The 18,704-nt window shown below is 61.0% G+C and carries 17 protein-coding genes; 12 read left to right on the top strand and 5 right to left on the bottom strand.

Features of this window, described 5'->3' with window-relative positions; translation table 11 throughout:
- Positions 1 to 319 precede the first annotated feature (319 nt).
- From rpoD to F3Y30_RS18010, 3 genes are all read left to right on the top strand, one after another.
- Positions 320 to 2,377: an RNA polymerase sigma factor RpoD gene (gene rpoD / locus F3Y30_RS18020; protein ID WP_203424064.1), complete on the top strand. Its 2,058-nt coding sequence runs from the start codon at positions 320 to 322 to the stop codon at positions 2,375 to 2,377.
- A gap of 248 nt (positions 2,378 to 2,625) precedes the next feature.
- On the top strand, positions 2,626 to 3,456 hold the full coding sequence (locus F3Y30_RS18015) for a DUF930 domain-containing protein (protein ID WP_246752787.1): 831 nt from the start codon (positions 2,626 to 2,628) through the stop codon (positions 3,454 to 3,456).
- Between the two features lie 147 nt (positions 3,457 to 3,603).
- Positions 3,604 to 3,897: a GYD domain-containing protein gene (locus F3Y30_RS18010; RefSeq protein WP_203424063.1), complete on the top strand. Its 294-nt coding sequence runs from the start codon at positions 3,604 to 3,606 to the stop codon at positions 3,895 to 3,897.
- A 196-nt stretch (positions 3,898 to 4,093) separates the two neighbouring features.
- Here the strand turns inward: F3Y30_RS18010 and F3Y30_RS18005 are convergent, their stop codons facing one another.
- Complete coding sequence (locus F3Y30_RS18005; protein ID WP_203424062.1) at positions 4,094 to 4,624, bottom strand: alpha/beta hydrolase; 531 nt, start codon at positions 4,622 to 4,624, stop codon at positions 4,094 to 4,096.
- Between the two features lie 117 nt (positions 4,625 to 4,741).
- Between F3Y30_RS18005 and F3Y30_RS18000 the strand changes: the two genes are divergently transcribed.
- The 5 genes from F3Y30_RS18000 (at position 4,742) to F3Y30_RS17980 (ending at position 9,358) form a co-directional block, all read left to right on the top strand.
- A complete protein-coding gene (locus tag F3Y30_RS18000) occupies positions 4,742 to 5,218 on the top strand; it encodes an Lrp/AsnC family transcriptional regulator (RefSeq protein ID WP_203424061.1) in 477 nt (158 codons plus the stop codon).
- Positions 5,219 to 5,407: 189 nt separating this feature from the next.
- Positions 5,408 to 5,782 (top strand): DUF427 domain-containing protein, encoded by a 375-nt coding sequence (locus F3Y30_RS17995; RefSeq protein WP_203424060.1) that lies wholly within the window; start codon positions 5,408 to 5,410, stop codon positions 5,780 to 5,782.
- Positions 5,783 to 5,890: 108 nt separating this feature from the next.
- Positions 5,891 to 7,537: an alpha/beta-hydrolase family protein gene (locus F3Y30_RS17990; RefSeq protein WP_203424059.1), complete on the top strand. Its 1,647-nt coding sequence runs from the start codon at positions 5,891 to 5,893 to the stop codon at positions 7,535 to 7,537.
- Between the two features lie 131 nt (positions 7,538 to 7,668).
- Complete coding sequence (locus F3Y30_RS17985) at positions 7,669 to 8,241, top strand: transglycosylase SLT domain-containing protein (protein ID WP_203424058.1); 573 nt, start codon at positions 7,669 to 7,671, stop codon at positions 8,239 to 8,241.
- A gap of 325 nt (positions 8,242 to 8,566) precedes the next feature.
- Positions 8,567 to 9,358 (top strand): hypothetical protein, encoded by a 792-nt coding sequence (locus tag F3Y30_RS17980; RefSeq protein ID WP_203424057.1) that lies wholly within the window; start codon positions 8,567 to 8,569, stop codon positions 9,356 to 9,358.
- Positions 9,359 to 9,437: 79 nt separating this feature from the next.
- Here F3Y30_RS17980 and F3Y30_RS17975 read toward each other — a convergent pair whose 3' ends face one another.
- Entirely contained in the window at positions 9,438 to 11,366 is a 1,929-nt protein-coding gene (locus F3Y30_RS17975) for an adenylate/guanylate cyclase domain-containing protein (protein ID WP_203424056.1), read from the bottom strand.
- 268 nt (positions 11,367 to 11,634) lie between these two features.
- Here F3Y30_RS17975 and F3Y30_RS17970 point away from each other — a divergent pair, with 268 nt between their 5' ends.
- The 3 genes from F3Y30_RS17970 (at position 11,635) to F3Y30_RS17960 (ending at position 13,364) form a co-directional block, all read left to right on the top strand.
- On the top strand, positions 11,635 to 12,189 hold the full coding sequence (locus F3Y30_RS17970) for an ankyrin repeat domain-containing protein (protein ID WP_203426669.1): 555 nt from the start codon (positions 11,635 to 11,637) through the stop codon (positions 12,187 to 12,189).
- Between the two features lie 40 nt (positions 12,190 to 12,229).
- A complete protein-coding gene (locus tag F3Y30_RS17965) occupies positions 12,230 to 12,751 on the top strand; it encodes a YHS domain-containing (seleno)protein (RefSeq protein WP_203424055.1) in 522 nt (173 codons plus the stop codon).
- 271 nt (positions 12,752 to 13,022) lie between these two features.
- A complete protein-coding gene (locus F3Y30_RS17960; RefSeq protein WP_203424054.1) occupies positions 13,023 to 13,364 on the top strand; it encodes a hypothetical protein in 342 nt (113 codons plus the stop codon).
- 77 nt (positions 13,365 to 13,441) lie between these two features.
- Here F3Y30_RS17960 and greA read toward each other — a convergent pair whose 3' ends face one another.
- The 3 genes from greA to F3Y30_RS17945 form a co-directional block, all read right to left on the bottom strand.
- Positions 13,442 to 13,924: a transcription elongation factor GreA gene (gene greA, locus F3Y30_RS17955; protein WP_203424053.1), complete on the bottom strand. Its 483-nt coding sequence runs from the start codon at positions 13,922 to 13,924 to the stop codon at positions 13,442 to 13,444.
- A 119-nt stretch (positions 13,925 to 14,043) separates the two neighbouring features.
- Positions 14,044 to 15,456, bottom strand: coding sequence for a DUF1254 domain-containing protein (locus F3Y30_RS17950; RefSeq protein WP_203424052.1), 1,413 nt, complete (start codon positions 15,454 to 15,456; stop codon positions 14,044 to 14,046).
- Positions 15,457 to 15,701: 245 nt separating this feature from the next.
- Positions 15,702 to 17,924, bottom strand: a complete 2,223-nt coding sequence (locus tag F3Y30_RS17945) for an adenylate/guanylate cyclase domain-containing protein (RefSeq protein WP_203424051.1) — start codon at positions 17,922 to 17,924, stop codon at positions 15,702 to 15,704.
- Between the two features lie 269 nt (positions 17,925 to 18,193).
- Here F3Y30_RS17945 and F3Y30_RS17940 point away from each other — a divergent pair, with 269 nt between their 5' ends.
- Positions 18,194 to 18,703, top strand: a complete 510-nt coding sequence (locus tag F3Y30_RS17940) for an L-2-amino-thiazoline-4-carboxylic acid hydrolase (protein WP_203424050.1) — start codon at positions 18,194 to 18,196, stop codon at positions 18,701 to 18,703.
- The last annotated feature ends 1 nt before the right edge of the window (position 18,704 follow it).

Here is an 18,704-nt window from a genome sequence, read left to right as displayed (position 1 = left end):
TATGGGCGGCTTTTCCACCGAATAGCGCAAAACCTACGGGTATTGCCGGTTTTTTGCCGGAAAAGCTTGACGGATCGAAAAATTCTGGGAATCACCATTCCTAGCACAGGTGGATGGGTACGGCGGATCGGGAAATCATGTCAATCATGTTGCCGAGGCAACAGGGCCGCGACCTTGAGGGTCAGGGCGTGGTTAATCAGGATTTAATTGTCATTCCGTTAGGTCTGGGACGCTGACTCGCAGGACGCGTGGCGACAATGGTCGTCCGCTAGTCCCGCATCGTTCCAAAACTGGATGCTTCACGAAGGCGACGAAATAAATGGCGACAAAAGTCAAAGAAAACGAAGAGGCGGAAGCTGAACGCGAAGGCGCACCGGACGGCCCGCTTCTCGATCTTTCCGATGACGCAGTCAAGAGAATGATCAAGGCCGCGAAGAAGCGCGGCTATGTCACGATGGACGAGCTGAACTCGGTACTGCCCTCGGAGGAAGTGACCTCCGAGCAGATCGAGGACACGATGGCCATGCTTTCCGACATGGGCATCAACGTCATCGAGGATGAAGATGCCGAGGAAGGCGCCCAGGGCGGCGACGACGACGATTCGAGCGACGACAGCGAAAGCGAAGGCGGCGAACTCGCGCCTTCGAGCGGCACGGCGCTGGCCACGGCCAAGAAGAAGGAACCGACGGATCGCACGGACGATCCGGTGCGTATGTATCTGCGCGAGATGGGCTCGGTGGAGCTTCTGTCGCGCGAGGGCGAAATCGCTATCGCCAAGCGCATCGAGGCCGGCCGCGAGACCATGATCGCTGGTCTCTGTGAGAGCCCGCTGACCTTCCAGGCCATTATCATCTGGCGCGACGAACTGAACGAGGGGCAGACCCTGCTTCGCGAGATCATCGATCTCGAAACGACCTATTCCGGTCCGGAAGCCAAGGCTGCGCCGCAGTTCCAGAGCCCGGAAAAGATCGAGGCCGACCGCAAGGCAGCCGAAGAGAAGGAAAAGGCCCGCAAGACCCGCACTGCGGCGAACGATGACGACATCACCAATGTCGGCGGCGACATGATGCCTCCGGAGGAGGAGGAAGAGGACGACGACGAGTCGAACCTCTCGCTTGCCGCGATGGAAGCGGAACTCCGTCCGCAGGTGATGCTGACGCTCGACAGCATCGCCGACACGTATCGCAAGCTGCGCAAGCTGCAGGACCAGCAGGTTGAAGCACGCCTTGCCGCAACCGGTACGCTGTCGCCCGCCCAGGAGCGCCGCTACAAGGAGCTCAAGGACGAGCTGATCACCGCCGTCAAGTCGCTGTCTCTGAACCAGAACCGCGTCGACAGCCTGGTGGAACAGCTCTACGACATCTCCAAGCGCCTGATGCAGAACGAAGGCCGCCTGCTGCGGCTTGCCGAATCCTATGGCGTGAAGCGCGAGTCGTTCCTCGAGCAGTATTCCGGTGCCGAACTCGATCCGAACTGGATGAAGTCGATCGCGAACCTTGCGGCCAAGGGCTGGAAGGAGTTCGCCAAGAACGAGAATTCGACGATTCGCGACATCCGCCAGGAAATCCAGAATCTGGCAACCGAGACCGGCATCTCGATCGCCGAGTTCCGCCGCATCGTGTCCATGGTGCAGAAGGGTGAACGCGAGGCGCGCATCGCCAAGAAGGAAATGGTCGAGGCCAACCTTCGTCTCGTGATCTCCATCGCCAAGAAGTACACGAACCGCGGTCTGCAGTTCCTCGATCTGATCCAGGAAGGCAACATCGGCCTGATGAAGGCCGTGGACAAGTTCGAGTACCGCCGCGGATACAAGTTCTCGACCTATGCGACGTGGTGGATCAGGCAGGCGATTACCCGCTCGATTGCCGACCAGGCACGCACGATCCGCATTCCGGTGCACATGATCGAGACGATCAACAAGATCGTCCGCACATCGCGCCAGATGCTGCACGAGATCGGCCGCGAACCGACGCCGGAAGAACTGGCCGAAAAGCTCGCCATGCCGCTCGAAAAGGTCCGCAAGGTCCTGAAGATCGCCAAGGAGCCGATCTCGCTCGAAACCCCTGTCGGTGACGAAGAAGATTCGCATCTCGGTGACTTCATCGAAGACAAGAATGCGCTTCTGCCGATCGACGCCGCCATTCAGGCGAACCTTCGCGAGACGACCACCCGTGTTCTCGCCTCGCTGACCCCGCGTGAAGAACGTGTCCTGCGCATGCGCTTCGGTATCGGCATGAACACCGACCACACGCTCGAAGAAGTCGGCCAGCAGTTCTCGGTCACTCGTGAGCGTATCCGTCAGATCGAGGCGAAGGCGCTCCGGAAGCTCAAGCACCCGAGCCGCTCCAGGAAGTTGAGAAGCTTTCTCGACAGCTAACGGATCGCTCGGCTTATCGAGACGATCGCTCATAGGATTGGAAAAGGCCGGGCATAGCGTCCGGCCTTTTCCGTTGGAGCCATGCCCCGAACCACCCGATGGCCTGCCGCATTGCTCTTCATGCGGATAGTCCCTATTGATATTGCAGCCCGGCCAGCCAAACTGGCCGGGTTTCGTTTTCGGCCCCGGACGAGTCTCCTGCGGAGTGGCGTTCTTCGGGACGGCAGGTGCTTTGGATGTTGCGGCGGATGGGAAAAGAGCGTTGGCAGATCCCCGGCTGGGGTGTGATCATTTCGGTCGTGCTTCACGCAATGATCCTCGTCGTCCTGCTCGTGCGTCTTCCGCTGCCGGACTTCACCCCACCGAAGGAAGAGAGCGTCAACGTCGAACTCGTTACGCCGCCGGAGGAGGAGAAGAAGGAGGAGGAGAAGGAGAAGGCTGAGGAGAAGGCCGAGGAGCAACCCGCTCCGGAACAAAAGCCTGCCGAAGCTCAGCAGCCCGAGCAGACCAAGGAAACGCAGGAGCAGCCGCCGGCGCGTGTGCCCATTCCTGTCCTGCGGCCGGTGGTCGCTTTCGGCGAGAAGGACGCCGGTCCACGGAAGGATACGAGCGATCTGACGAAGGAAGAGGCCAAGCCTCCGCAAGAACAATCGGATACGACGCAAGCGGAGGCGAGCGAAGCGGAGGCCGCCGAGGCGGCAGATGTGCCGGAGGAGCCGCTTCCCGAAGCCAAGAAGATTTTCTCCACGGAAGCCACCGACAATCCGGTGGCAATGACCGCGATGGGCGATCTTCCCCGCGGGGATCGCGTCGGGCAGCTGTGCAGCTCTGAACTCTACGCGCAGCTTCGGCATGGGGCGCCTCGCTACGATCCGCAGATGATCCCCTCCTTCCGATTGTCAAAGGGAACGGTGCTGGAAGTGCGCCGCGCGGCCTTCTACGCCGACCGTCGCTGGTACGATCTGCGCTTCCGCTGCGAGGTTGATGAAGGCGCAACAAGGGTCCTCTCGTTCGCTTTTGCCGTGGGCAATGAAGTCCCGAAAAGCGAATGGCGGAAGAGGGGCTTTCCGACGCGTTAGGGCAAGAGATCCGCCCCGGAACGTGGGGACCAGGCACCGACTCCGCGCCGTCGCATTCCTTGTGGCCCATCTGCCACGGGCGTATATTGGATAGTGGGCTTGGGCATTGCCGCCGCATCCTTCGGACGCGAGCAGGGGAGGTGTGCCATGACTATGTATATCGTTCTGATCAACTGGACGGAGCAGGGAATCAAGAACGTTCGGGATTCGCCGAAGCGTCTCGACGCGGCGAAGAAACTTCTCGGAGACATGGGCGGTTCCTTCAAGGATTTCTATCTCACCATGGGTGACCACGACATGGTTGCCGTCTGTGAGGCGCCGGACGACGCGGTCGCCGCACGCTTCTGCCTCAGCCTGGGCATGGCCGGCAATGTTCGCACGAAGACCCTGAAAGCATTCCCGGAGAAGGCCTATCGCGAATTGATCAGCTCGCTTGGCTGATCCTCGCGTTTCGAGGGGCACGGCAAAGCGCAGGGACGTTGCCCGGGTTGGCGTTGCACGCCGAGACCGGCGCTCGGCGACAAAGGCGTATTGTCGCCTGCTCTGACGGGGCATTGAAAAGAGACCGCAACGAGGGCGGCCCCGCGCTTCGGAACGGCCGGCGGTAAGAACCGGCCGCGAGCGCAGTTGCTTGCGGCTATTTCGATGCAAATTCCCGAAGCAGTGCCCAGCCGTCCGGCCAGTCACCGAGGCGGCTGCTGCCGTTTATGTGGCCGAGCGCACCTGCTAAGACGATATCGCTTCCCCATCGGGCAGCCATGTCCCGGGCGTGGTCGGTCGTTCCATACGGGTCATCGGTGCTGGCAACGATAAGCGAGCGGAAGCGAAGCGGGGCCCGCGGCGGGTCGGCGAAGTCGCTTGCCTCGGGCGGAAACGCGTCCGATGCGGGATCGGGAACCGCGACGAGAAGCGCGCCGTTTACCTGAGTGCCGCTGCGGGCCTGCCAGTGGGCGACCAGAAGGCATGCGAGGCTGTGGGCGACGAGGACCGGCGGCTCCGCGGACGCGGCGACGGCGCGCTCGAGCGCCTCGCACCAGTCGTCAAGTTCCGGCTTGTTCCAATCCGCGGGCTCGAAACGTCGGAGACTTGGATGTCTTTCCTCCCATATGCTCTGCCAATGGCTTGCGCCGGAACCGCCGATGCCGGGGAGTATGATTGCGTCCTTCATGCCTTGTCCTCATTGAAACCAATCGAAACCAACCGGATTCTGGCGGATCGGGCGTCCATGGGCTATGCAGAGTCATCGGAAAAACATCCGTCCGACAAATACATTCAAGGTCCCGCCATGTCCGACGCCTCATTGCGATCACCGGCTCTCGATCCGACCGACATCGCCATCATCGAGATCCTTCAGTCCGACGGCCGCATTGCCATATCCGAACTCGGCCGACGCGTCGGGCTCTCGCAGCCGGCGACATCCGAGCGGGTAAGGCGGCTGGAGGAGCGCGGCATCCTCTCGGGATATGCCGCGCGGGTCGAGCCTGCCGCGCTAGGCCTCGGCATGATGGCGGTGATCAGGCTTCGCACCACGCACGAACACATCCGCACGTGCTTGCAACGTTTCGCGGAAATGCCGCATGTCATCGAGGTTCTCAGACTGACAGGGGAGGATTGCTTCCTCTTGAAGGTGCTCGTGCCTTCCCCCGGAGAACTGGAGACGATCGTCGATTCGATCGCCCGATACGGTTCGGTCACCACCTCGCTGGTTCTTCGCAGCGAGGCGCCGAAGCCGATCGGACGGGCTCTCCTGCAGCGCGGCTAGGGGGGCAATTCCCCCAATCGGCGCTCTTGTGTGCCTTGAGGTCCGGCAATCGCTTCGAACGCTTTCAAAATTGCCATCTTTCGCAAGACGATCGCGGATGACGGCGCTCGACGGAATTGCGATCTTTCGATGTAATGGCAGCCCCCGCGCGTCAACCAAGTGACACTTTCAATAGAAGGACACCTGACGATGCCGGAAAAGCCCGTCAGAATTCCCGGACCGGATCATCCGATCACGATCGAAGCCAATCCAGCGCGCGTTGTCGTGACGCTTGCGGGCCGCGTCATCGCCGATAGCCGCAGGGCTCTGACCCTTCGCGAGGCGAGCTACCCACCGGTGCAATATATCCCACGCGACGATGTGGACATGTCGTTGCTGGAGACATCGCTGCACACGACCTATTGCCCCTACAAGGGCCAGTGTTCGTATTACAGCATTCCTTTCGGCGGCGAAGGGGCGGTCAATGCGGCCTGGAGCTACGAGGCGCCCTATCAGTCGGTCGTTGCGATCAAGGACCATCTGGCTTTCTATCCAGATCGCGTCGATCGCATCGCACAGGATTGACGGGGACTTGGCAGGCGGCGGAGGCTGAACCTTCGCCGCATTGCGTCGGCTGCGAGCCCGTGCCAAGTTGTGCCCGCATCCTTACGCACGCACACCGGGGACGATGACATGCAGCTTTGGCTTGCCAGATTCTGGTTTTCGTTCTCGTCCATCGGCCTGCTTCTCGGAACACTCTTCTTCGCCGCCTCGCTCACTCCGAGCCTGCTGCCGCGCACCTACGTCACACAGGGCGTCCTGTCCGGCGTGTCGCTCGCCATCGGCTACGGCCTCGGCGTGTTGTTCTATGCCATCTGGGTCTATCTCGAACTTCCGGTGCCCCGCAGTCGCGTTGCCCGCCTGATCAAGCTCCTGGCATCGGCGGCCTGCGCAATCGTTGTTGCGGTATTTCTCTGGCGCACCGCGGAATGGCAGAACTCCATCCGCTCGCTCATGCATCTCGAGCCGGTGGAGACCGGGCATCCCTTCAAGGTCGGATTGATTGCGCTCGTCGCTTTCCTTGTCCTCATCGCTCTTGCTCGGCTGTTCCGTTTCGTGCTTTTCGCCTCTTCACGGATATCGCAACGCTTCGCACCGACGCGTCTTTCTTATGTCATCGGAGGCGTTCTCGCGGTCGTACTGTTCTGGAGCGCCGTGGAAGGCGTCCTTTTCCGGTTCGCACTCCACGCGGCCGATTCTTCCCTGCGCGCACTGGATGAGCTCATCGAGCCCGATACCCCGCGACCGACCGACCCCGCGCGAACGGGCAGCGAGGCATCGCTCGTTACCTGGGAAGATCTCGGCAGGAGAGGGCGGGAATTCGTGGCCAACGCCCCGACGAAGGACCAGCTGTCGGCGTTTCTCGGCGGAGAGGCGCTCGAACCGATCCGCGTCTATGTGGGGCTGAATGGTGCCGCGAGCGCTGAGGACCGCGCGAAGCTCGCACTCCAGGAATTGATCCGTGTTGGCGGGTTCCAGCGCTCGACACTCATCGTCATCATGCCCACGGGAACCGGTTGGGTCGATCCCGAGGGGATCGGTCCCGTCGAGTACCTGACCCGCGGGGATGTCGCGAGCGTCGCAATCCAGTATTCCTACCTCTCGAGCTGGCTTTCATTGCTTGTAGAGCCCGACTATGGAGCACAGGCCGCACAGGCGTTGTTCCGCGAGGTCTACGGGTACTGGACCAGCCTGCCGAAGGACGCGCGTCCGAAATTGTACCTGCACGGGCTCAGTCTCGGGGCACTGAGTTCAGAGCAATCGGCCGAACTCTTCGAGGTCATCGGCGATCCCTACCAGGGCGCATTCTGGGCGGGGCCTCCGTTTCCGAGCCGGATATGGCGGTCCATGACCAACATGCGCGATCCGGCATCGCCGGCCTGGCTGCCTCGGGTGAAGGACGGATCGTTCGTGCGCTTCACCAGCCAGCGCAATGCACTCTCGGAGGCCAACGCACCCTGGGGGGCGATGCGCATCGTCTACCTGCAATATGCGAGCGATCCGATAACCTTCTTCTCCTATCAGTCGCTCTACCGGCGCCCAGAATGGATGGTCGCACCGATCGGCCCCGATGTGTCGCCCCAGTTCAAGTGGTATCCGGTCGTGACGTTCCTGCAGCTCGGTCTCGACCTCGCGATGTCCACGACATCCCCCATGGGATTCGGGCATGTCTTCGCAGGCGAGCACTACATTGACGGCTGGGTCGCGGTTCTCGGGATCGAGGGGTGGAGTGCGGAGAATATAGCGCGGCTGAAGAACAAGTTCAGGGCCGACCGCTGACCGGATCCGGGCATGTTTGCGCCACTTTCCAGCTTTGCCCACGGACCTGCCCGCATGTGTTAAGGTATTGTCTAAAAACCAAACTTTAAGCTTTACCAATTATCAATCTCTCGAAAACGAGAGGTTGAGCGATGCGTGGCGTATTTGTCGTCGCCCTCATGATGATCCTTGCTGGCTGCGGCACTGTTCCGCGGCAGACTACCAATGCCTGTGCGGTATTCGAGCAGCGTGACGGCGTATTCGGAAACTGGCGTCGCGCCGCCTATCGGACGGAGCGCGAATATGGCGTGCCGGTACCGGTCCTGATGGCGACGATCTATACGGAATCCGGGTTCCGGCATAACGCCAAGCCTCCGCGCACGAAGCTTCTCGGCTTCATTCCGTGGAAGCGCGTGTCGAGCGCCTATGGCTACTCGCAGGCCCTCGATGGGACCTGGGATCGCTACAAGAGCGAGACAGGGCGATGGAGCGCACGGCGAACGGATTTTGCCGATGCCATCCGTTTCATCGGCTGGTACCACCACAAGAGCCACGAGAAGAACGGTATCGCGCTCAACGATCCTTATCGTCTCTACATCGCCTACTACATGGGGCACGGCGGCTATTCGCGCGGCAAATGGAGCGACCAGGCCAAGGTCGGTGCCGGGCGCACCGCGAGAATGGCGAAGTCCTACTCCCACCAGCTGAGCAACTGCGGCGCCTGACGGCCGGTCCGCCTACTAGCAGGCCTGCTTGCCCTGACCGGCGCACTGCATCCACATAAGGCCTCCCCGTGTGGGAGGCCTTATGTGCGTCGGCTAGCTCAACGGGCAATTTCCACGCGTGCCAATCGACTGCCGGAAGTCATGAAGCGGCTTTGCGTTACCCCTTTGGGGCAGCCGATTTCGACGACACCGCATACCCCCAAGCCTCGCAACGTGGAAAACCCGAGGAGGGCTCCCGCAAGAAAGAAGTTGGATGAATCGTCTTTTTCGATCATGCTCATGAAGGGAATGGGGATTTGAGTATAGCGAATCGCTAGGGGGTAACATGAAATCGAGTTCTATCTGCGTGCTCGCGTGTGTCGGCTTCCTTCCTCTTGCAGGCCCGACATTGGCCGCCGACATCGTTTCACCCATGACGCCTCAGGTTCAGGAGACTACGACGGAGAGCGGCTGGACCTTCGCGTTCGAACCTTATTTCTGGGCGGCAGGCCTTTCCGGCGATCTGGCGAGCTTCGGGCTCCCGGCCGTCCATGTCGATTCCAGTTTCAGTGACATTTGGGACCATCTCGACTTCGGCGCGATGGCGATGGGCGAGGCACGCTACGGGCCCTATAGTATCGTCGGCGATGTTATCTACACGAAGATCTCCGGTTCTGCGGGGACCCCGAGAGGCATTCTTGCCGAAAGCGTCGATGTGGACAGCGAAACCTTCGCGGCGTTCCTCGGTGTCGGCTATGCGCTTTTCGAGGACAATGCAGGCCGGCTTGACGTGATCGGCGGTGCCAGGGTCTGGTCGGTGGACACGGACCTTTCGTTCGACGGCGGTATTCTTGATGGTGTGTCCAAGAGCGACGGCGACACCTGGGTGGATGCGCTGGCAGGCTTGAAGGCGACTTACTCGATTACGCCCGAGATCTACCTCACGGGATGGGGGCTCGTGGGAGCGGGCGGCGCCGATATCGACTGGGATGTGGCAGCGGCGATCGGCTATCGTTTCAACAACACCATTTCGGCCGTCGCGGGCTACCGTGCGTTGGGCGTCGACTATAGCAGTGGCGGATTTGAATTCGACGTCATTCAGCAGGGTCCCATTCTTGGCCTTGTGGTGAATTTCTAAAGCGAGACGGGACGCTCGGAGGTCTGGCACCGGTCTCGGCCGGTTGGCCCCACGTTACGCAGGTTGCCGGCGCCGGCCTCTACAGGTCGTCCTTCGCGCCGACAACCTCGAAGACCTCCAGCGCGGTCTCTCGTCCCTTCACGTGCACTTCTCCGAGCGGACGGAAGCGGATCCAGCCACCGCACTGGGCCACCACTGCGGCACTCGCCAGCACTTCCGTGCCGTAGGTCTTGTTCAACCCTTCCAGCCGCGAGGCGACGTTGATCGTATCGCCCATCGCCGTGTACTGCAGCCGGTCCCTGGCACCGACGCTGCCGACAACCGCCGGACCGGTATGGATCCCGAAACGTGTCCGGAAGGCGGGTAGTCCGAGAGCCTTCTGCTTGGCGTTGAACGCCTCGAGCCGGCCTTCCATGGAGAGCGCGCAGCGACAGGCCTTCTCCGCGTGCCGTTCATCGGGCGCGGGTGCGTTCCACATCGCGAAGATCGAATCCCCGAGAAACTGGATGATCGTGCCTCCCTCGGCCTTCACGGCCTCGTTCAGAATGTCGAAATATTCCGACAGCATGCTCACGACTTCTTCCGGCGCATGGCGCTCGCTGATCGTGGTGAAATCGTAGATGTCGGTAAATAGGGCAGTGACCTCCTGGCGGCGTGCCGTCCGGCCCGAGAATTCACCGGATTCCATGCCCCTTCGCACCAGTTCCTTGGGCACGTAGAGCGCGAAAGAGAAGATCGCGTCGCGCGCGCGGTTCATCGCGTTGCCGAGCGTCGAAATCTCCCGCACCCGGGACGACACGTCGATGGGCGTGGAGAAGTCGAGATTCTGCAGGCGATTCGCGCTGGCTGTCAGCTGGCGCAGGGATTGTGTGATCATGCGGGCAAGCACGAGCGCACAGGCGATTGCGAGCAGGACTACCGTTCCGGCGATCGTAAGCCCCTGCACTGCGTCCCTGTTGGCCGATGCCATCAATTCATCGAGAGGAGCGGCGATCACCGCCGTATAGCCGGAAAAGAGCAGGGCGGATTCGATCGCCGTCGCCATGACGACATAGGTGCGGTCGTTGACGTCGATGAACGCGAGAGTCCCGAGCGCCGGATGCGCCCGTTTCATGGCAGACATCAGGGGATCGGAGTCTACGGTGTCGTCGAGATCTCGTTCCAGCTTGGAGGACAGGATACGATTCATGATGACGGGATCGGAATGCAGTATCAGCTTGTCGCGGTTGTCGGCGACGAGCGCAATCGAATCCGGCGTCAACCGTTCCTGGCGGAGAAAGTCGGTGATCTGGTTCAGCACCACATCGGCGCCGATGACGATCTTCCCGTTGCCCTTGTGGGCCTGCGAAATGCTGACCCCGAGGGCGCCGGTGGTGTACATGGCATAGGGGCCAAAGGCGACAGGCGAGGTCTTGTCTACCGCCAGGCGATACCATGGTCGGGTCCGTGGATCGAACGCCGAGTATGCCAGCCGGTCCGGCCCGATCTTCTTTCCGTCGGCGTCGAAGAACAGCAGATGCAACTGGGCCTTGCCCTGATCGGTGGCGCCAACTGCCCGGATCGCCAGCGTCGCTCCATCAGGAGGATCCAGAAGGCTGCGCCAGGCCTCATCCCGGAGGCTTACGGCCTGGAAAAACGAACCATCCGGATAGCCCGCATAGAGGCCATCGATGTGCGGCGAACGCGCAAGCGCTTCGCGCAGTGCCGTGACCTTGTCGTCCATGCGCTCCGTGGGCGGCGCGAGAAACGAATTTGCGACGGAAGCAACGAGGCCGACGAGCGCGGTCGTATCACCCGAAAGTACCTCCAGCCGGCCGACAAGGCGATCGGAGAAACTGTGCATCTCGGCGTTGACGCGCTCTATCGCGGCTTCCTTGCCCCTGATGTAGGCAAGCCCGACGAGTGTTCCGGAAACGGCGACGAGCAGCAAAACCGTTATCGCGCTGAAGAGCGACCGCAGCGAGCTCATTCTGCCGGATGATCCCGTTTTTTCAGCGGGTTCGTTCATCGCGCCTCCTGTTCAAGTCCTCCCGCTGGCATGGGCCGCGCGAATCGTCCTTTCCGGGGCAACCTGCGCCCGGCAAGCCGTTTCGGCAATAGGTTTCGTCGCGTGTGACGTTCGGCACAACCCAAGCAGGACGGGCGGGCGCGATCGTTGATCAGAGCGACGCGCATGTGATACATTGAACATATTCCGCACATGTAAAAACCGAAACCGAAGCTGGGGCGGAGGTTGCACGGTGAAATTTATTTTTGCTGCCGTTGCCGGGCTCGCCATGGGAGTATCGGCCGCTTTTGCAGGTCCCCTGCATGATGCTGCGAGGGACGGGGACGTTGCTCGCGCGAAACAGCTGCTCGACCAGGGCAGGAGCATCGCCGAACCCGACGAGGCCGGGGAACCTCCGCTGCTGATAGCCGCACTCGCCGGCCATCCTGATGTCGTCCTGCTCTTCCTGGATCGCGGTGCCGATATCGAGATCCGCAACAAGGGCGGGCTTACGGCGCTTCATGCGGCCGCTTACGGCGGCAATCTCGAAGTCGTCGAGCTTCTGGTTTCCAAAGGGGCGGCCGTCAACGACACGGCCAACTTCTATCATATGTCTCCGCTGCATGCGGCAGCGGAAGAAGGCCACGCGGACGTGGTCGCATTCCTGCTGACAAACAAGGCGGAAGTCGATGTGAAGGAAAGGAACGGCTATACACCGCTCACGCAGGCGGGGTGGCGTTCGCATTGGGAGGCGGCGGAACTTCTATTGAAGGCGGGTGCCGTCTGCCAGAAAGCGGATCTGGTCGGTGAATGGCTCTATGGCGAATGCACGAAGCGAAAGTGACGCCGCCGAGCCGCCGGATTGCCGCAAAACGGAGGATTGAATGTCTCGTTACAGATTGAAGCACATCATGCAGGTGGCTGCGGCGGTTGCTGCGGTCGCGCTGCTGCTTGCCTCCACGGAGAGCGCAGCGGCAGACAATATGGTCAACACCGGCTACTTCGGCGATGTAGCGATCAAGGGCTACGATCCGGTTGCCTACTTCACGCAGAACGAGGCCGTGGAGGGGTCACCCAAGTTCAACTACCACTGGCTGGGTGCGAACTGGCATTTCGCCAGCGCCGAACATCGCGACCTCTTCATAAAGGATCCCGCCAAGTACGCGCCGCAGTATGGCGGGTACTGCGCCGACGGCGTTTCCTACGGAACGGTGACCACCAACATCGATCCCAAGGCCTGGCGCATCATCGAGGGCAAGCTCTACATCAACTATGATCCAGGGGCAGCCGACGGGTTTGAAAAGATCCCTGCCAAGGTGGTCGACTCGAAGAAGCACTGGAACGAGGTCCAACAGACGCTCGTGACTGAAAAGCTGGACAAGGACTGGCAGCACAGCGCCCCTTGATCTCGAATGGCGGCACTTTCGAAACACCCCGCTGCGGCATCGTGGCGGGGTGTCGTTCCCTGCGGGGAGCGTCCGGCCGAGCGTATTCGTAACCTTCTGCCGAACCAGGTCGGAACTCTTTCCGCGTTTACAGTTGCCCTTCATCTGGGGAGGAGTACCATCCTTGGTGGGCGCGATGGCGAGAACGACGCACGTTCAACTGGAATTTTCCTGCAGGTTCGAGCCACCAGAATGGTTCCTCGCCAGTGACCATCTCTCCTGGAGAACCTGCATGTGTCTGCGAGCGGTTGCAGGGTGCTTCCTCATGCTGCCGGCATTGGCGACAACTGCGATGTCGCATGATCCCGACGGTTGGAAGTATCCCCTTGCGTGCTGCCGAGGATCAGAGGTTGACGGCGACTGCCACTCGATACCCGATGGCGATGTGATGCAGGGCAGGAGGGGGTATTTCATCCTGCTCCGCCGCGGCGACCACCCCAAGGCCACGCGCGACCATCAGTTCTTCGTACCCTATGGCGACGAGATTCCTTCAGGCGATGGGGCCTATCACGCTTGTCTCCATCCCGGTGAAGAGCATCTCAATTGCTTCTTTGCGCCACCGAGCTTGCTATAGCGCGAACGCCACCTGTTGCCACAGCGTCATGTCAGAAAATGACCCGCGCTCGTTCCCGCAGCGCTACAGGGACTGCTCTACGAGATGGCAATGATCTCGAGCTCCTGATCACCAATGCCGGCTACATCCCCGACAGATTTGCCAATGAGGATTCTTGCGACCGGGGAAACAAAGGAAATTGATCCGGCCTTGGGGTCAGCTTCGTCCTCTCCGACGATGCGATACTTCTGCACGCGCCCATCGTCGCGGCTGAAGGTCACCGTGTTCCCAAAGGCAACGGTATCAGTGGAAGTCGGGTCAGGGACAAGCTGAGCCGTGCGAACCCGTTCCGCAAAATAACGCAGATCCCGCATCGGGCTTGCCGCCTGCCGCCGCCGTTCATTCACGTCCTCGATCGCGTTCGTCGCATCGTAGGCTTCGCGGGCCTGCTGGAGTTGCACCTCCAGCGCCCTCAATCCCGCTTCCGTGACAAGGTTCGGGTGACGCGAAATTGCGCGGTCAGGCAGCAGGGTTTCCGAGGCCGTTTCGGAACTCTCTTCCTTGGTGAAGGCAACGCTCAATTTCAAACTCCATTCAGACGCGGCGCACTCTCGGTGCGCTCAGGGCGATTGCCCCCGATTTGTCAGAACCATGCATATAGTGACAATAGGCGAGCCGCCAATCCTGAGCTACCGAAGGTTCACTCCGTCTTCGTCAACGGCGGCTGCTTCCACTTGCCATCGAGGGCTTCTGGTTTCGGCCAGTAGAGACGCATCGCAATCACGAACGGCCCCTCCGGGGCAGGCAGCCAATTGGGCTCCTTGCCCTTGCCGGGGGATTGGTTCTGAACATAGAACGTCAGCCCTCCATCGCCATCCTTCACAAACTGCGGCAACATCGGTGAATTCAGCAGGTAGCGGTTGATGGGGTTCGCGACGAGCAGGCTTTGAGGCAAGTCATACATCGTCAGCGACCAGAAGGCGTTGACCGGGGGCAACTGGCCGGGCGCGAAGCGGACCGTATACTTGTTGGCGCCGTCGAGCTTGTTGCCTTCGGAATCAATGGCATAGACGGGATACATCGCCTCCTGCTTGGAGTTTCCGTAGATGCCGAGCACGGCGGCTCCCATGCGGTAGAGGTAATTGTTCTTCAGGTAGGAGCGCGTGCCAAACATGTCGCCGGACGTCACTTCGCCCGTATCGACACGTTTTCGCAAGGCGTCGAGATCGGCCCACGCGTCGGCCCTTCCCAGTTCTATGGCATTTTTCAGTTCGGGTGAGAGCTTGCCCGGGTCAAAGGCCTTGCCTGCTCCGATACCGATCTTGGAAAAGCGCGCCATCAGTTCGGTTTCGGACGGATCGGTCGGGCAGAACTGCAGGATGAAATTGAGAATGCTGAAAAAATCGAGCGAAGTCTTTTCATCCGCAGCGGTCAACGGCTCGATGAAATTGATCGAAGGGGCGGCTTGTGGCGTGGGCTGTCCTAGGAACTTCGATAGTGGCTCCGCCTTGTAGTGGTCCTGGATCTTCTTCACGTTGTCGAGGTCGTCGGGATTGAAGAGCTGCGTGCGGTAGACTGCGAGCGCCAGCTCGGTCTCCGACCGCATCACCTTCTTCACGCCGCTCGGCGTCTCGCCCTTCCACTGCGGCCCCGCGATGAGGAAACTGCCACCATCGTTCCCGGTCGCGCGACTTCCGATGTAATCGAAGTTGAAGGTGTACGCGTCGATCAACTGAATGCTGAAATACCGATCCTTCTCGATCGGCGGCACCGTCAGAACAATTGGTTCGGCGCGAAGGTCCAGGCCGAGCATCGAATATGGCGTGTCCGAGTTTGGCGTCTGAACAGCGGTATCGGCGGGCGTGTAGACGCGCGCAATATTGGCCAGATGGTTCCACGGGCCCTTGTATTCAGGGTTCTTGGTATCGACGAAGTAGGCATGCTGAATGCGATAGCTGTCAATCATCGGGAAGCCGTAGATGTAGGCCTCCTTGGCGATGGCGCGTGCCTCGGCTTCGCTGACTTCCGCAGCGTTGATTCGGAGGGGACCAAGTCCGGCACAACCTGCCGCCAGAACCAGACTCTTGGTGAAGTTCCGCTTCGTTATGTCCATGGAGGTTATCCCCTAAACAACGTTGATGAGAGATAATGCGACTGAAGCAGAAAAGCGCAAGTGTTTTACAGTAGCGCGCGGCGTTCTGGTTGATCTGTTTGTCGTGGGGCGTCGACGGATAGACGTTCGCCTCTCTAATATACTCGGCGCTTCATTCAGTACGCAGTTGTACCTCTCAGATGGTTTCTGCCAAGGCTGAGAAAAATTCTACCGCCAACTCTCATGAAGCCGACTGCATCCGTTGCTCACTGCGTCGCCTCGCGCACTGTAAAGTATTTCACCGCCTGCGGCGACACGTGCACGAATTCCTCGTCGTGGCTGGTCCTGTCGCGGTTTCGGAAGACATAGCCGCAGAACAGCCTGTCGAGGAAATAGCCGTTGAATTTTTCGCAGAGCCGGTCGTCGCTGACTTCCACGGTGCCGGTTATGCTGGTGTTGGCGCTGCGGTAGGCGGTGTTGCCGGCATTGTCGAAGAACTGGATGAATTCCGTGCCGTTCCTGTGCTTGCCGGTCCATGTCTTGTTGTTGACGATGCCCGCCAGTTCCGCTCCGGAAACACGGTCAGCATCGGCGCCATGAAAGTCGAATGGCCATTGGGGGATGCCGGCGGCCTCCAGAGCCTTCAGGTGGTAGTCCAGATCGTCCATGCGCCAGTAGTCGTAGAGATAGCGGTAATAGGTGAGATTGCTGTCGGGAAAGAGCTCCAGGAGCTTCTTGGCCTGTTCCTGTGCCTTTGCCATGTCGCCCTGTTCGGCGTAGGCGGCGGCCAGGTATTCGCGGGCGGGCTCGGCATTCGGCAGGGAGTCGAGCGCTGCGGTGAGGAGCGGGATCGAGCGGGCGCTGTCGTGGGCGGTATAGTACACAATCCCGGCAAGCAGCTGGAAGCTCGGACGCGGTGACGGATCGAGCCGGAGCGCACTCTCTATCGCCACGATCGCCTCGCTGTGGTTGCCCGCATGACCGAGGATGAGGGCGAGGTTGGCATGGGCTTCGGCGTCGCTCGGCTGCGCATCGACCGCGCGATTGGCGGATTCCAGCGCCTCCTTGATCCGGCCGTCGACGAGCTGGAGGAGCGCCAGAACGGCAAGGGCCCTGGCATTGTTGGGATCGAGCTTGAGCGCCTGTCCGGCCGCGTCGTAGGCGATCTTTCGCGCAACGGCGGCCGACCAGAGGTAGTTGTAGTCGTTGCGCCAGACGTCGACGGCAACGCGCGCGATACCGGCGTGGGCGTCCGCAAACCGCGGGTCGAGATCGATCGCCCGCTGGTAATAGGAGAGCGTGCGCCTCGCGGTATCGACGTCGCTGAACGCGGTGCCTTCCTGTTCCGCGCGCATGAAGTAGTCGTAGGCCTCGAGGCTCTCCGTCGGGATGCGTGCGAGCTGATCGCGCTCTCCCTTGCTGAGCTTCACCTCGAGCGCCGATATGATCTTGTTGATGACGTCATCCTGGACCGCAAATATATCCGCGTATTGCCTGTCGTAGCGCTCGGCCCAGAGGGAGAGCCCCGTCATGGCGTCGATCAGCTTGACGTTTATCCGAAGCCTCGCGCCCGCGCGCTGCAGGGTGCCTTCGAGAACGTAGTGGACGCCGAGCTCGGAAGCGACCTCCTGCACCGTGGCAGTCGAGTTTCGCACCGCAAACACCGAGTGGCGGGCGATTACGAAAAGGCCGGACACCTTGGAAAGCTCGGTGATGAGATCATCCGTCAGGCCCTCGGCGAGATGGTCGTGCTCGGTGTCTCCGCTGACGTTGATGAAGGGCAGTACGGCCACCGAAGGCTTGTCGGGTAGGGGATAAGCGACACGCTCGACGGATGTCGGCGCCTTGAGCAGCGTCCAGGGCTGCCACCACATGGCAGCTCCCGCCAGAACGACAGCAAGGAGCGTAGCCGCTGCCGCGAGGCGTGGATCGCGCAGGCCCCGCCGGACGCTGACCGTCTTGCCGGCCGCCGCCGGATCGAGCACGACCCGGTAGACGCGGACCGGTTCGGCGATGCCCTTGACCTTCTGCTCCCCGAGCGAGATGTAGCCGACCGGAATGTTGTGTTTCACCTGGTCGTAGGCGGTTCCGGACATTGCGATGCCGCCGGGCAGCGCCTGCGTCTGCATCCTGTCGGCGATGTTGACGCCATCTCCGTGGATGTCGTCGTCCTCGACGATCACATCGCCCAGATTGATGCCGATGCGGAAGTGGACCCTGAGGTCGGGGGGCACTTCTCCGGATTTGGCCGCCTTCTCCTGCTGAATTTCCACGGCACAGCGCAACGCATCGACCACGCTGTGGAATTCGACCAGCAGTCCATCGCCCATGGTCTTGACTAGCCGCCCGTGATGCTCGGCAATCTTCGGATTGAACAGATTTTTGAGGTCGGATTGAAAGCGGACTCGCGTTCCCTCTTCGTCAATCCGGCTCAGGCTGCTGTAGCCGACGACATCGGCAATCAGAACGGCTGCGAGACGGCGCTCCATCCACGATCTTCCCCGGCGTACGGTTCGAGCCGGGATGTTAGCGCAGGTGGGCGTCCGATGCCATTGCAGCGAGGAGCCTTCGCGAAGGACCCGCGAAACCCGGAGGCCGGCACGAAACAGAGCAAGGAAGCTGCGGGGCGAGGGGCGTTCGTGGGGACTGGTGCTTGCGTTCCTGCCTGCGCCGGAGAAAAGTGGTCGTCAGCTACCTCGCTGGCATTCCAGCTTTCCCTGAAGCACGGGCTGCGGTGAAAAAACAGGAGTAATGGATTATGGACAAGCGATCTCTGGAGCTTCCGGTACTCCTGAAGCGGAGGGTGCAGGCTCAGGTGATCGGGCCGATCCACGCGGAGATGGTCGCCGCCCTCGGCAAGGAGAAGGCCGACGCCATCCTGGATTCCGCCATCCGCAAGGCTGCCATCGCGGAGGGACGATCCTTTGCCGCAAGTGCGCCGGGCGGCGAAACGTCGATGGCGCACTTCATCAAGCTATACGATCTGTGGACGGTAGACGATGCGCTGGAGATCGAGGTGCTGGAGGCGACGGAGGACACCTTCGACTTCGACGTTACGCGATGTCGTTATGCCGAGGCCTATCATGAGATGGGCCTCGGCCATATCGGCCATCTGATGTCATGCAACCGCGACGGCACCTTTTGCCAGGGCTACGATCCGAGCATTGCGCTGGAGCGCAAGGAGACGATCATGGCGGGCTCTCCGCGCTGCACCTTCCGCTACCGCTACAAAAACCCCGCAGGACCGGAGGACACGAAGGAGAGCTGAC

The sequence above is a fragment of the Sinorhizobium sp. BG8 genome (genome assembly GCF_016864555.1).
GTDB lineage: Bacteria > Pseudomonadota > Alphaproteobacteria > Rhizobiales > Rhizobiaceae > BG8.
Note: the sequence above shows the minus strand (reverse complement) of the source record. Positions and strands in the feature narration are given on the sequence as shown.